This is a genomic window from Psychromonas sp. KJ10-10 (assembly GCF_047323245.1).
Lineage (GTDB): Bacteria > Pseudomonadota > Gammaproteobacteria > Enterobacterales > Psychromonadaceae > Psychromonas.
Genome location: NZ_CP178826.1, coordinates 2,152,877 through 2,165,833, shown reverse-complemented (window position 1 = coordinate 2,165,833; position 12,957 = coordinate 2,152,877). Strand labels below are relative to the sequence as shown.

Genomic DNA, 12,957 nt, shown 5'->3' with positions numbered 1-12,957 from the left:
TTATTGGTATCAGTTTAATTGCATTAATTATTTGGTGGTTTTGGCTTTACCCTTCTAATAAAAATAAAAAAGGGGAATAGAGATATGCTCACAATTAGCCAAGTTGCTAAAGCAACCGATTTATCAATAAAATCGATTCGTTATTACGAACAAATAGGACTTATATCTGCGCCTCCAAGAACAGAGAATGATTACCGCTACTACCCTGACTCGCTTATTAATCGCCTACGTTTTATTAAAAAAACCAAAGATGCGGGATTTAGCTTAAAAGAGAGTAAAGAGTTATTGGCCCTGGCAGATAATCACAATAGAAAAAGTACTGACGTCAAAGCAATACTCTCGCTGAAAATAGAAGCGTTACAAGCGAAAATTAACAGAGAACTCGTATTGTTAGAAAGCTTAAAAAATATTACCGATAAATGTTGCGGTGATGATAAACCGGACTGTCCTATTATTGATGCATTTTCAAACTGATCTGCTTCAATTAAACAAGACACTTTTCTTAAGTTTTTTAATTCTGTGACAATTTAGACGAATATTACTTAGCTAGTTTTACATGCTTCTGAGGAAGTGAGTTTGTGAGCGGAAGCGAGCTACGAAAGCAAATTGCTAATTCTCCCTTTACTAATTGAAACATACAAACCAGCGACCAATATTACTCAGTCACAACAGTTTAGGATGTACCTAGTCATAGGTTAACGCATTATCAAAAGCAATTAATGTCATTTGAGTCAGTGCCGATATATCACCCCACTCACAAAATTATATTTAGCTCTCATTTTTCGCTTATTGCGCAGTTTACCCTATGATGAGGAGCACCGAGTTTAAATAACTAGCGATAACGAGCGACTATATCCTGGACCTGTTTACGAAACACTTCATTTTTCAGCACAACATCAACCTCTTCAGTAAGTTCTCTAGCAAAAGGGTGAGATTGACGCACTCCAAGATGAAATGGGATCTGGGAGTCGTTGATAAAGTCGACATGGCGGTAAGCAATCAAATGTTGATAACCGAACTTTTTAGCAAGGTATTTAGCTTGCTCAGGTATCGCAATTAAAAAGTCCCCCTGCTCTCTTCGCAGTAACCAATGAAGCATCGTGTACAGATTATTTGCTTCAAGCTTTTGCATAAATTCAGGAATATTATCGGACTCCCACTCAGCCCCTTTTTGAGTAATAATTTTTAGATTTCCTAAATCTTCAAAGCTGTTTGCTGATTCAATGATAGAGCGGTTAGTATTGTTTTTATGGTAAATAAGAAATCCAAAGTCTAACTTATAAGCATGGCTTGACGTAAAGTGCGAATACTGTTTCCGTCTTTTCGATGGGTACGTCAAAAAACCATCTGCTTTATCATACTCCACCTGAACTTGAGCTCGGCTCCAAGGATATGACTTTAGCGTTACTTGGTGACGAGGCAAATAACTAAAAATCAACGTGATTATTTCAGGAATAATACCCGTGACGATACCCTCCTGTTGATAACTTAAAGGAGCTTCGTTTTCAGCAACCGCAAAAGTAAACCTTTCCGCTTGTGCGTTAACAGAAAATAAAAATAACCAAAAAACGTATAGGAAAAATAAACTTAGCTTCATTCTTATTTCCTTTATTTAAAATGATTTCTAGTCTCTTTGTAGTGTTTAAGTAATTTTGGACACTAGTTTTAGAGTATAGCAAGTAATATTATTTATCTCATAATGTGCCGTTTAATGTATAGAAAAAACATAATCGGATCAGTATTATATTAGCTAGAAAAAATCCAGATAAAAATATAAGAGTAATAACCGAGATATATTAATTTTTTAATAGATCAAAGGCTGTTGAAATACAATTGCAGGTAGTTCCCATTAAGGGTGTCATGAAGCCTGAAGAATTAAAAGCAATGGCTTGGGAAGATATTGATTTAGATAATGTCCTAATACATGGTGAAATATAATATTGGTCATCGTAAAGGAAATTTGAAACCTCCTAAAACATTTACATCAATTCGAACAATTGAATTAATGCTAAAGGCAATGGGAGTAATAATGCGCCAATTTAATAAACCTACGCTTTTAGAAACTGTGTATTATAAATATGAAAAAACTAAAATAGTTGAAAGACATAGAGTATTGTTAAGTCGAGCAGACACACCATATTTAAGGCCCGAACTAACTTCAGTTTCCAAAAAATGGGAGAGTTGGTTAATAGTGGCTAATTTAACACAAGACCTCAATATCATTCACATCACACATTTGCGAGTTAAATGTTAATGGCCGGAGCAGATATTATTTGGTTAGCTGGGCGGTTAGGAGATTGGAGTGCGATCCAGAAAATATAAGGGAAGTGGACTCCTAATTAAAAACCAGATTATCGAAATGAGCTTGCTAAAAAATTAAATAAAAATCCGTTGTAATACATCGCAATATATCTTTTTCAAAAACAGTCATCATTATTGTTCGGCTGTTTTTCTTTTTTAATAAATTGAAAATGATAATGTCTTGCCCCCTATATGTCCCTCAACTGAGAGTAGGAATTCAAGACATTGATTTTATTTTACTTAATTACTAAAAAGGCATTTTGAAGCCTGGCGGTAAATCCATACCACCTGTTAAGCCACTCATTTTAGATTTGTTGACTTCTTCGACGCGACGAACTGCATCGTTCATAGGCTGCCGCGATTAAGTCTTCTAGCATCTCTTTATCATCAGCCATTAATTCAGGATCTATTTCAACGCGACGTACATTGTGATTACCTAATAAGGTAATTTTAACGAGACCAGCACCAGACTCACCAACCACTTCTGTGTTAGCAATTTCTGCCTGTGCTTTTTGCATATTTGCTTGCATTTCTTGGGCTTTTTTCATTAAATCGCCCATGCCACCTTTACCATTGAACATATTCTTTCTCACTGTTATAAATATATATTGCTTATTATTATTTTTAAATTAGAAACCAATCATTAATGATAAGCAATCTTGTTTTGATTTAGATAATCACTATTATAGTGGTATCACGCTATTTTCATAGACTTTTGCACCACAGTTATTAACTAAGGCTTTAATATTTTCGTCTTCAATAATAGCGTGCTTGGCATTAATCAGATATTGCTCATAAAGCGCTTCCTCTGATTCAAAGGGTGTTAACTGCCCTTCAACATTGCCCACTTCAATATACATATTATATTGGGCTCCAAAATGATTTTTCAACTGTGCCTGAAGCTCTTCGCACAATTTTCCATCACTAAGTAAATGTTGTTGCGAAGCTTTAAGCGTTAAGATTATTTGATCATGTGTTTTTTTCATCACACTATGCTTAGCTAAAAGCTTAGCAAAACCTTGTATTTGCATTTGTTGAATCGCTAATGACCAAGGATCAGTTAATTTATCCTCTACATATTTAGCTTTATCTATATCTACACTTTCCACTTCCTGAGCACTAAAAAATGGGTGTTTACCTAAGGGAGTATCATTAAGCTCAACAGGTGATTTTGCTGTTATTGCTTTAGGCTCAGGTAAAGGAGGTTCTATAATCGGTTCAAGAATAGATTCAGTAAGAGGTTTTGTTAAGATTTCAGGTTCTACTACCTTTGATAATTTATCTTGAGTTGGTGCCTGTTCGGATCTTTCCTGTGGTTGCGCTACAACACTTTGCATTTCTTCTGGTGGAATATAGGGGTCATAATCATTGCCTGAATAAGCATCCTGATAGGAATCACTAAACTGATCCATATAAGAATCTTCAAAGGAATAATTGGCCTGATCATCTGGTTGCTTTTCAGGTTGCTCCACCAGCTGATTGGTGAATTTCTCTTCTGACTGACTGCTTAATGCTTCCTGTTGCGGATTAAATGTAGATGCTTCCTGGTGTGTTTGCTTAATAGGCGCTTGTACATTAGGAATAGACTCGACAACTACATCGGAGGCAAAAGTCTGTTGTTCTTTGATTGAATTGTCAGAGCTATTTTTTTCATTTTCAGGGCGAGTCTGCGACAACAGGCTCATCTTTGCTAAGATCAGTCCCCGCTGTCGCCTGTAACTTTTTATTTCATTTCGCTTTAAACGATGACTGCGTAACATATTACGGGAGCTAGTAAGTTGTTTCACTGATTGTTGAGGATCAACTTGAAGTGGCACTTCTTTTGTAATATCGACTTGCTCAGGCATGCTTTGCTGTGGCGCTTGCACTTCTTCTTGAATAGGTGCCGATGGAGGCATACTTTGAAGTGGTTCTTGTACTTCTTCTTGAATAGGTGCCGATGGAGGCATATCAGGTATTGTTGGCTGAAAGCTTTGTTCAGGAATTTGTGCATCTAATACAACAGGCTCAGTGATCTCTTCCTTCACCGGTTGACTAACTGGTAATTCTGCTGATAATTGCTCACTTGCAGGCTGTACTTGGTTTATATCAACGGGAGAAGTTTCACGAATAGGACTCGCGACGGGTTCAGTTGTTACTTGAGAAACAGGATCATGCGGTGCTTTAGTCGCTGATACTGTTTCATCTTGTTCAGTGCTTTTACCTAATTGTGTCTCATCCAGTTCAATATAATTGGCTGGTTTAAAAGCCAGTAAACGCATCACTGTCATTTCAAGAGCGACTTTGCCATTTGGTGCAAAGCGGTAATCTTTATATCCTTCTAATGCGATTTGATAATAAAGTTGCACTTCTTCGGGGCTTAGGCGTTCACTTAATAGTTGAATCGCAGACTTTTCACCGCTTGATGTATTTCTTTGTAATTGCTTTGCAGAGCTATTTGATGACAGAGTCCCGCCAATTCTTGATGCAATTTTGCAAAATCAGCACCTAATGATACAAACTCTTCTATTTTCTGAAATACCTTAACTACATTTCCTGACGCAATAAAATGCAACAAATAGTGCAGATGGCTATTATCAAGCGTACCCAGCATTTTTAGTACTGCTTGATATTCTATATTACCTGCGCCAAATGCTAAGGCTTGATCCGTTAAACTTAATGCATCACGCATACTGCCATCAGCGTACCTTAGCAATAATATTAAGTGCTTGATGCTCAAAGGTCGCTTTTTCATGTTGTAATATATGCTCTAACTGCCCTTCTATCTGTTCAGGCAGAATAGCTTTTAGATGAAATTGCAAGCAACGCGATAAAACTGTAATAGGCAGTTTTTGCGGATCAGTGGTCGCCAGTAGAAATTTTACATATTCAGGCGGTTCTTCTAGGGTTTTTAATAACGCATTAAAACTATGCTTAGAAAGCATGTGTACTTCATCGATTAAGTACACTTTATAGCGCCCTACTGCGGGTTTATATTGTACGTTATCCAGTAATTCACGGGTATCATCAACTTTAGTCCGAGAAGTCGCATCGATTTCTAATAAATCAACAAAGCGTCCTTGATCAATAGCGACACAGTGTTCGCATTTTCCACAGGGAGTTGCAGTGACTCCCTGTTCACAGTTTAGACTTTTTGCCAGAATACGTGCGATGGTAGTTTTACCTACACCTCGAGTACCACTAAACAAATAAGCATGATGCACTCTATTTTGTGCTAAACCATTGCTCAAGGCTGTTAATACATGTGGTTGCCCAACAACTTGCGAAAAGTTCTGCGGGCGCCATTTTCGGGCTAAAACTTGATAACTCACTAAGATTACTCGCCTTCGAAGCTAATTAAGGAAAACAGCGGGACACCTAATTGTTTTAGTTTTTCCGCACCATTTAAAGCTGGTAATTCAATTACGAAAGCTGATTCTAGCACAATGCCGCCTAAACGTTGGATCAGTTTAACAGAGGCTTCTGCAGTACCACCCGTTGCTAATAGATCATCCATTAATAAAACGGTTTCACCTTCTTTAATAGCATCGGTATGAATTTGTAAAGTATCAACACCATATTCAAGGGTGTAGTCTTCTTCAATGGTATTTCTTGGTAATTTTCCAGGTTTGCGAACTGGCACAAAACCAGCCCCAATAGCGCTAGACTAATGGTGCACCAAAAATAAAACCACGGGCTTCAGTACCAACTACTTTATCAATTTTCATGTCTTTATATCGAGCTACGAATTCTGAAATAGTAGCGACGAAAGCTTCTCCATTTTCAATCAGGCTAGTGACATCACGAAAAATAATGCCTTCAATTGGGTAATCAGGGATACTTTTGATGCTATTTTTGATTAATTCTTGTGCGCTTACGTTCATTACTTTTACTCATATTATGATTCAGCCCATAGGGTAAATAGTCAGAGAATGATGTGCAAGGATTTGCATCAATTATTGATCGATAATATCTTTTTTGTTTACTCAAGGTATACTACGCTCCTTTTTATTTTGAGTAGCTATTTATATGAAAGTCACCCTTGCTCCCATGGAAGGTGTTATGGATCATCACATGCGCCAATTATTAACCTCTTTGGGAGGGATCGATCTTTGTGTGACGGAATTTGTTCGTGTTATTGAGCTAAGATTACCAGCCAAAGTATTTCGCCGTTTAAGTCCTGAACTTTATAATGACAGTAAAACGGCGTCTGGTACCCCAGTGCGCATTCAATTATTAGGACAAAACCCACGTTGCCTTGCTGAAAATGCCAGTAAAGCACTGCATGTTGGCTCTGATGGTATTGATCTTAACTTTGGTTGTCCTGCAAAGGCCGTTAATAAAAGTAAAGGGGGAGCTGTCTTATTAAAATGTCCAGAAACGCTATATAGCATAGTTAAAGAAGTTCGTGAGATTATGCCTACTAATCAAATTTTGAGCGCCAAAATTCGTTTAGGTTATGAAGATAAATCCCTAGCAATTGAAAATGCACAGGCGATTGCAGAGGCTGGTGCCGATGAATTAGCCGTTCACGCGCGAACTAAAGAAGAAGGCTACCGACCTCCTGCTCACTGGCATTGGATAGCAAAAATACGTGACGCAATAAATATTCCAGTAACCGCTAACGGAGATATTTTTAGCCTTGATGATGCCAAACGTTGCATGGAAATAAGTGGTTGTGAACGCTTGATGATTGGACGTGGCGCATTGGCAATGCCAAACCTAGCCCAAGTTATCAAGGAAAAAGAAGCACCGTATACCTGGGCTCAAACTTTGGATTTAATGATTGAATATCTGTTTATTCAAACCCACGGTGACAAAGAAAAATATTTACCTAACCGTATTAAGCAATGGTTAACTTTTATGCGTTTACAACAACCGCAAGCATTAACATTTTTACACCAAGTACGAAAGATAACGACGACAACAGAAATGCTTGAAGCCATTCGCCATGAACGCTCACATGCTTAACTTAACCTCAACTTATTAATTTAAGTCGTGAGGATATTTGTTCACTTAAATCTATATTTCGTTGCGAGCACCTGCTACGGCGGCTTTAGTGTCCTCTGATATTTTTTCTACTTTTGGCACGATTTCATCTACAAGAGTAAGCTGACTATTAGCACTATCAGACATTTGATTAATATTATCAAGTAGTGCGTCTATTGATGCCATTACTTCCTCTTTGTGACTATTATCCTGTTGCAAAATTAGCTTACTCATTTGCTCTGAAAAACTACTCACCTTGTTGGATAATTCATGACTTGCATCTGATAAGGAAGCTACTAATTGATTTATCTCCCCGGCATGAGTGCCAGATTTGTTAGCTAAACTCTTTACTTCATCGGCAACAACAGCAAAACCTCTTCCTGCTTCGCCAGCACGCTGCGACTTCAATCGATGCATTTAATGCTAATAAATCAGTTTGTGATGAAATGGCTGTGATGGTTTTGGCCATTGTTTCAATTTTTTTAAATTCTTCAGCAAAGGATTGTGTTTCACTTAATAGTTCCTTCGCCCAGTTTCCCGCTTGTTTGAACTCATTCATAAACTGAGCTTGCTGTGCATCAAGTGCAGAAAAGCTTTTGTTAACCGACTCAATTCCCGCTAATGATTGCGCAGACAATGTAACCACGGAATGTGATTCATTAGCCATCGATTTAACCTCAATTAAGGTTTCATCAACAAAACTAACACGAGACTTAGCCCTATGATGAACATCACCAGCATTAATTGCTATCTCTTGTGTTTGCTGATAAGCCTCTTTAGCAAGTTGTTTGAATTCCATTAGGGGATCACTTGACTGTGTTGGTCGCTCAGCTTGGTTATTAGTATTTTTATTTATGGCACTTCTTGCGCTAAAAAATGAAACTAAGTAAGGCACTGAATAGGTAAAAATGACTTGATACCAATTAATCGAATTTTCAGAAATAATCTGCGGATATTGATTGATTAAGTTCAAAATACTGCCAACAATTAATGCTACTAACAGTGCTTTTTTATGTAACATGGACATATTCAGGAATTCCTTTTATTTAACTGATTTTATTATTAGCCATAAATAAGATTTAAGAACAATACACATCACAAAAAAATTTTATGTGAAATTAATGTTAATGCGCTAAAATAATCAAACAAAATATGATTATTGTTCTATTCTAAAGCAATAGACAACTTTTAATTTATTCTTATTTTCAGGACTCTTATGTCATTACCCGTATTAATTTGTGACGATTCAGCATTAGCGAGAAAAGCAATTGCCCGCTCTCTTCCTAAGGATTGGGATATTTCTATTTCCTTTGCGGAAAATGGAGAACTCGGCCTTGAAGCCATTCGTCAAGGAAAAGGCGATATTGTTTTTCTAGATTTGAATATGCCTGTTATGGATGGTTACGAGGTATTAAAAGCTATTTGTCAAAATGATTTACCCGCTATCGTCATTGTTGTTTCAGGTGATATTCAGCCAGAAGCTCATAAAAAAGTACGTGAAATGGGCGCCATTGATTTTATCAAAAAGCCCATAGATCAAACGGGATTAGTTACACTACTAGAATCCTATGGTATCTATAAAGCAAGCGATCAAATACCAGTTAAAGAAGATGAGCCACAGGCAAACATTGGCCTACGAGATGCACTACAAGAGGTTTCCAATATAGCCATGGGTCGTGCAGGTGATTTATTAGCGCGATTATTGGATGTATTTGTACTATTACCTATTCCCAATGTTAATACGCTGGAAACCAGTGAATTACATATGGCGATATCATCCATTGCAAATAACGATAATGCATCAGCAGTTTCCCAAGGTTTTATTAGTTCAGGGATTAGTGGTGAAGCGCTGATCATTTTTCACGACTCTAGCTTTAAAGATATGGCTAAACTTTTAAAATATAATAATGAGGTTGATGACCAAATAGAGATAGAAGTAATGAATGATATCTCTAATATTTTAATCGGTGCATTTTTAAATGGTCTGTCACAACAACTGGATATTCACTTTAGCCAAGGCCAACCAAATGTTTTAGGGCAACATTGCCCAATATCAGAACTCATTTCTAGCCGACAAACACATTGGCAAAAAACACTTGCGATTGAAGTTAATTATGCGATCGAAAATTACGATATTAAATGTGATCTTTTATTACTTTTCACAGAAGATTCTATTGATACCCTCACTAATAAAATAGGATACCTAATAAACTAATGAGCACAAAAATAGAGCTTAAAGATATCCATTGGCTGATCGATATGATTCAAAATATCGATGTCGGATTAGTGGTTATTGACTTAGAAATGAATGTTCAAGTGTGGAATGGTTTTATGGAAAATCATTCTGGTTTACTGACTGCTCACGTAGTTGATAGAAAACTAAATGAACTATTTAGCGAAATACCACAGGACTGGTTACAGCAAAAATTAGATACTATCTGCGTACTAAAGAATAAAGCCTTTACGACTTGGGAACCAGCGCCCTTATCTTTTTAAATTTAAAAGTTATCGCCCTATCACTAGTAATGCAGAGTTTATGTATCAGAATGTCACCTTTCTTCCTTTATCTGATATTACTCAAAAAGTAACACAGGTTTGCATGATTATTTATGATGTCACTGATATTGCCTTAAATAAACAAATGGCATCGGAGGCAAACCAAAAATTAGAAAGATTAAGTCATACAGATTTTATGACTCAATTAAATAATCATGGTTATTGGTTAGAATGCTGTCAACATGAATATAAACGTCATACTAGAACGCAACAACCCGCCTCTTTGATCATGTTAGATATTGATCATTTTAAAAACGTCAACGATACCTATGGGCACCCTTTTGGCGATAAAGTGATTAAAAAGGTAGCGGATTGCATTCGAGAGAACATGCGTGAAACCGATATTGCAGGCCGATATGGTGGTGAAGAATTTACTTTGATCCTCATTGATACAGAGTTAGAAAATGCCAAAATTGTTGCAGAACGTATCCGACAAAGCATTGAAAATGTGGCCTTTGATTTTGAAGGGACAGAGGTTAAAGTAACTTCAAGCTTCGGAGTCGCTCAAATCACTGGCAACATACCAAATTATAAGAGTTGGGTAAAAACGGCAGACTTAGGCTTATATATCGCGAAGGATACTGGTAGAAACAAAGTATCTGTGAGCCCGCATTAATACTAATTGCTTTAACAAACTAAAAAGCCCTTAAAGAAAAAATCTTCAAGGGCTTTTTTAATGCAATACATATTATTTGATTAAGTCGATTAACTCACTGAAATCTGGTCGTAACCAGAAGACTTAGCATCACTTAATGCACTATCGACTTTTTTCATTAAAGACTTCATAGAGTTATCTTCGTCAGGGAAAATACTCGATAAACCTAAACTCATAGTGATATTGTCACTCACAGGAGATGTAGGATGCTCCATTTCAAGGTCGTGTATTGATTGATGTAATGCTTCAGCAATTTTTAATGCTTTGGTTGCATTACCATCTTTGATTAATACTACGAATTTAGAACCTTCGAGATGAGCCACGAAACAGCTTAATTCTTCACATTTATTCTGTAAGGTAGAAGCAATAATTAACAGAATATCTTCACTAATTTGTTGGCTGTAGTGTCGCGTATATTCATCAAAGAAATCAAGTTCACAAATTACCATCGATAATAAATCTTTGTCTCGTTTAGACTCTTTCCAAGCACAAACAAAATAACTATTGAAATCAAGGCGATTATAAATTTCTAATTCAGAGAGCATTCTTTCAAAGTCACTTTGTTCATGATTTTTTAACAGAGCTTCATTATCAATTTCTCTAGCAATCGTTTCTTCATTGATAATGCTATCATCTTGTGCGACTAAACCACTTTCAAGATTTTTTAAATCCGCACCACCACTGATTCGATTTCTTCCTGCTTTTTGAGCGGAGGAAAGCTCAGCAACAGAGTTTTGCATAAGCACTTTCATAGACGTTGGAAAAACACTTGAAAGACCAATACTTAAAGTTACAACATCACTTACTTTAGAATATTTATGCTCGGTACGTGATTGTTCAACAGCTGACCTTAATAGTTCCGCTATTTCCTGTGCAAGCATCAACTGTGCCACCCTTAATTAAAATAGCAAATTCATCACCACGATAATGTGCAAGATAACAGCCAAATTTTTCACAGGTATTTTTAAGAGCAAGGCCAATCACTAACAGCATAAATGCAGAACCTTGCTGACCATAATGCTCTTTATAATTATCAAAATAATCAATTTCACAAATCAAAACAGACAATAATTCACCTTTGTCGCTCGCTTGTTGCCAATATTTCTCGTATTGCACATCAAATGCGTCCGATCAGCAATGTTCATTTGAGACATTACTTGCTCAAAAGCAGAGCTTTCCGAAGGCGTTTTGTCTTCAGTATTTTTATATTTAGCAATATCAACAACACCTTCGTTGTTTTTAGCTTCATATTCGCGCCCAGGCATACCTTTTTGATCATGTTGTGGCATCAGTTATTCCTTTATCTTGAGTTTTACCCTTATTGAAATTTATCATGGCTGAAAATAGACTCATTTAATTTTAAGTATTTTGATTATTAACAAATTTCAGTTTTATATACTAAACTATTTTCAACACCTAAACCTATCAAGAAATTTGCTTGCCTTCACATTTTTTCGATTAACTATGGAATTTATTGCAAGCAAATAGTGTATTTTCAATTAAAGTGGCTACGGTCATTGGGCCTACTCCACCTGGTACAGGCGAGATCCATGAAGCACGTTGTTTTGCGACCTCAAATTCTACATCTCCAACGATTTTGCCAGATTCTAAACGATTAATACCCACATCTAAAACGATTGCACCTTCCTTTATCCACTCTCCAGGAATAAAGTTAGCTTTACCGCGTGCAACAACCAATATATCCGCACGTTCAACATGACTTTGTAAATCCGTTGTAAAACGGTGGCAGGTAGTTGTTGTGCAACCAGCAAGCAATAATTCCAAAGTCATTGGACGACCAACAATATTAGAAGCACCGACAACAACAGCGTTTTTGCCGCGGATGTCAACACCAATAGATTGCAACATGCTCATCATGCCACAGGGTGTACAGGAGCGTAATAATGGAATACGTTGTGCTAAACGACCTACATTATAAGGATGAAAACCATCAACATCTTTATTCGGATGAATACGTTCAATCACGGTTGTTTCATCTAAACCATCTGGTAATGGAAATTGTACTAAAATACCGTCAATGCTTGGGTCAGCATTTAAATCATCAATTAATAATAACAACTCATCTTGAGTCGTAGTTGCAGGTAAATCAAATGCCTTTGATGTAAAACCAACTTTTTCGCAGGTTTTACGTTTACTACCTACATATATTTGTGAAGCGGGATCTCCGCCAACCAGCACAACAGCAAGCCCTGGAGCACGTAATCCCTTCGCAACATGTCGCGCGACGCCCTGAGCTACTTTATCGGTAATTGCGATACGCAATTGCTTTTCCATCAATGATTTGTGCTGACATGTTTCATTCTCTGTATGTTTAAGTAAAAATGAGGTTAAATAATAGGTACTAATGCCCTTTTCAATTAACACAGTATCGCAAAACTGTGCTTTGATGTCACATAATTCCCATGAGATAAGACGGTAATTAAGCAAAATAAAATTTTTTATTCACTAAAGCATAA

13 protein-coding genes and 4 pseudogenes are annotated in these 12,957 nt (G+C 36.7%); 5 read left to right on the top strand and 12 right to left on the bottom strand.

Annotated features, from left to right (window positions below; genetic code table 11):
• Positions 1-84: 84 nt before the first annotated feature.
• The gene (locus ACLKMH_RS12595; protein ID WP_413698490.1) at positions 85-474 is read left to right on the top strand and encodes a MerR family transcriptional regulator; all 390 of its coding nucleotides are present in this window, start codon (positions 85-87) and stop codon (positions 472-474) included.
• 358 nt (positions 475-832) lie between these two features.
• Here ACLKMH_RS12595 and ACLKMH_RS12590 read toward each other — a convergent pair whose 3' ends face one another.
• The 6 genes and pseudogenes from ACLKMH_RS12590 to apt all read right to left on the bottom strand — a co-directional run bounded on the left by ACLKMH_RS12590 (position 833) and on the right by apt (position 6,164).
• Positions 833-1,597, bottom strand: coding sequence for a substrate-binding periplasmic protein (locus tag ACLKMH_RS12590; RefSeq protein WP_413698489.1), 765 nt, complete (start codon positions 1,595-1,597; stop codon positions 833-835).
• Between the two features lie 951 nt (positions 1,598-2,548).
• Positions 2,549-2,882, bottom strand: a pseudogene (locus ACLKMH_RS12585) (YbaB/EbfC family nucleoid-associated protein).
• 102 nt (positions 2,883-2,984) lie between these two features.
• Positions 2,985-4,562, bottom strand: a complete 1,578-nt coding sequence (locus ACLKMH_RS12580; protein WP_413702337.1) for a DNA polymerase III subunit gamma/tau C-terminal domain-containing protein — start codon at positions 4,560-4,562, stop codon at positions 2,985-2,987.
• A 45-nt stretch (positions 4,563-4,607) separates the two neighbouring features.
• A pseudogene (locus ACLKMH_RS12575) lies at positions 4,608-4,972 on the bottom strand (DNA polymerase III subunit gamma/tau); the annotation flags it as partial.
• 7 nt (positions 4,973-4,979) lie between these two features.
• Positions 4,980-5,612 (bottom strand): DNA polymerase III subunit gamma/tau, encoded by a 633-nt coding sequence (dnaX, locus tag ACLKMH_RS12570; protein WP_413698488.1) that lies wholly within the window; start codon positions 5,610-5,612, stop codon positions 4,980-4,982.
• A 5-nt stretch (positions 5,613-5,617) separates the two neighbouring features.
• Positions 5,618-6,164, bottom strand: a pseudogene (gene apt, locus ACLKMH_RS12565) (adenine phosphoribosyltransferase).
• A 145-nt stretch (positions 6,165-6,309) separates the two neighbouring features.
• Here apt and ACLKMH_RS12560 point away from each other — a divergent pair.
• A complete protein-coding gene (locus tag ACLKMH_RS12560) occupies positions 6,310-7,251 on the top strand; it encodes a tRNA-dihydrouridine synthase (RefSeq protein ID WP_413698487.1) in 942 nt (313 codons plus the stop codon).
• A gap of 51 nt (positions 7,252-7,302) precedes the next feature.
• On the opposite strand, the gene ACLKMH_RS12555 is transcribed toward ACLKMH_RS12560, so the two are convergent.
• Positions 7,303-7,677 carry a methyl-accepting chemotaxis protein gene (locus ACLKMH_RS12555; RefSeq protein ID WP_413698486.1) on the bottom strand — a complete coding sequence of 125 codons (375 nt, stop codon included), beginning with the start codon at positions 7,675-7,677 and terminating at the stop codon, positions 7,303-7,305.
• Positions 7,622-8,296: a nitrate/nitrite transporter NrtS gene (gene nrtS / locus ACLKMH_RS12550; RefSeq protein ID WP_413698485.1), complete on the bottom strand. Its 675-nt coding sequence runs from the start codon at positions 8,294-8,296 to the stop codon at positions 7,622-7,624. The genes ACLKMH_RS12555 and nrtS overlap by 56 nt, the downstream gene beginning before the upstream one ends.
• Before the next feature lie 189 nt (positions 8,297-8,485).
• Here nrtS and ACLKMH_RS12545 point away from each other — a divergent pair, with 189 nt between their 5' ends.
• The 3 genes from ACLKMH_RS12545 to ACLKMH_RS12535 are packed head-to-tail and all read left to right on the top strand — an operon-like array spanning position 8,486 to position 10,441.
• Complete coding sequence (locus ACLKMH_RS12545) at positions 8,486-9,484, top strand: response regulator (protein WP_413698484.1); 999 nt, start codon at positions 8,486-8,488, stop codon at positions 9,482-9,484.
• A complete protein-coding gene (locus ACLKMH_RS12540) occupies positions 9,484-9,765 on the top strand; it encodes a PAS domain-containing protein (RefSeq protein WP_413698483.1) in 282 nt (93 codons plus the stop codon). The genes ACLKMH_RS12545 and ACLKMH_RS12540 overlap by 1 nt, the downstream gene beginning before the upstream one ends.
• 40 nt (positions 9,766-9,805) lie before the next feature.
• Positions 9,806-10,441 (top strand): GGDEF domain-containing protein, encoded by a 636-nt coding sequence (locus ACLKMH_RS12535; protein ID WP_413698482.1) that lies wholly within the window; start codon positions 9,806-9,808, stop codon positions 10,439-10,441.
• A gap of 89 nt (positions 10,442-10,530) precedes the next feature.
• Here the strand turns inward: ACLKMH_RS12535 and ACLKMH_RS12530 are convergent, their stop codons facing one another.
• The 4 genes and pseudogenes from ACLKMH_RS12530 to folD form a co-directional block, all read right to left on the bottom strand.
• Complete coding sequence (locus ACLKMH_RS12530; protein ID WP_413702336.1) at positions 10,531-11,361, bottom strand: diguanylate cyclase domain-containing protein; 831 nt, start codon at positions 11,359-11,361, stop codon at positions 10,531-10,533.
• On the bottom strand, positions 11,318-11,548 hold the full coding sequence (locus ACLKMH_RS12525; protein ID WP_413698481.1) for a diguanylate cyclase domain-containing protein: 231 nt from the start codon (positions 11,546-11,548) through the stop codon (positions 11,318-11,320). The genes ACLKMH_RS12530 and ACLKMH_RS12525 overlap by 44 nt, the downstream gene beginning before the upstream one ends.
• Positions 11,536-11,769, bottom strand: coding sequence for a hypothetical protein (locus ACLKMH_RS12520; protein WP_413698480.1), 234 nt, complete (start codon positions 11,767-11,769; stop codon positions 11,536-11,538). The genes ACLKMH_RS12525 and ACLKMH_RS12520 overlap by 13 nt, the downstream gene beginning before the upstream one ends.
• A 169-nt stretch (positions 11,770-11,938) precedes the next feature.
• Positions 11,939-12,794 (bottom strand): annotated as a pseudogene (gene folD, locus ACLKMH_RS12515) (bifunctional methylenetetrahydrofolate dehydrogenase/methenyltetrahydrofolate cyclohydrolase FolD).
• Positions 12,795-12,957: the final 163 nt, after the last annotated feature.

Excerpts from the sequence above, each read along its gene's own strand:
- ACLKMH_RS12595 (WP_413698490.1), top strand. The coding sequence starts at position 85 with ATGCTCACAATTAGCCAAGTTGCTAAAGCAACCGATTTATCAATAAAA.
- ACLKMH_RS12590 (WP_413698489.1), bottom strand. The coding sequence starts at position 1,597 with ATGAAGCTAAGTTTATTTTTCCTATACGTTTTTTGGTTATTTTTATTT.
- ACLKMH_RS12580 (WP_413702337.1), bottom strand. The coding sequence starts at position 4,562 with ATGCGTTTACTGGCTTTTAAACCAGCCAATTATATTGAACTGGATGAG.
- ACLKMH_RS12560 (WP_413698487.1), top strand. The coding sequence starts at position 6,310 with ATGAAAGTCACCCTTGCTCCCATGGAAGGTGTTATGGATCATCACATG.
- nrtS (WP_413698485.1), bottom strand. The coding sequence starts at position 8,296 with ATGTCCATGTTACATAAAAAAGCACTGTTAGTAGCATTAATTGTTGGC.
- ACLKMH_RS12545 (WP_413698484.1), top strand. The coding sequence starts at position 8,486 with ATGTCATTACCCGTATTAATTTGTGACGATTCAGCATTAGCGAGAAAA.
- ACLKMH_RS12540 (WP_413698483.1), top strand. The coding sequence starts at position 9,484 with ATGAGCACAAAAATAGAGCTTAAAGATATCCATTGGCTGATCGATATG.
- ACLKMH_RS12535 (WP_413698482.1), top strand. The coding sequence starts at position 9,806 with ATGTATCAGAATGTCACCTTTCTTCCTTTATCTGATATTACTCAAAAA.
- ACLKMH_RS12530 (WP_413702336.1), bottom strand. The coding sequence starts at position 11,361 with ATGCTTGCACAGGAAATAGCGGAACTATTAAGGTCAGCTGTTGAACAA.
- ACLKMH_RS12520 (WP_413698480.1), bottom strand. The coding sequence starts at position 11,769 with ATGCCACAACATGATCAAAAAGGTATGCCTGGGCGCGAATATGAAGCT.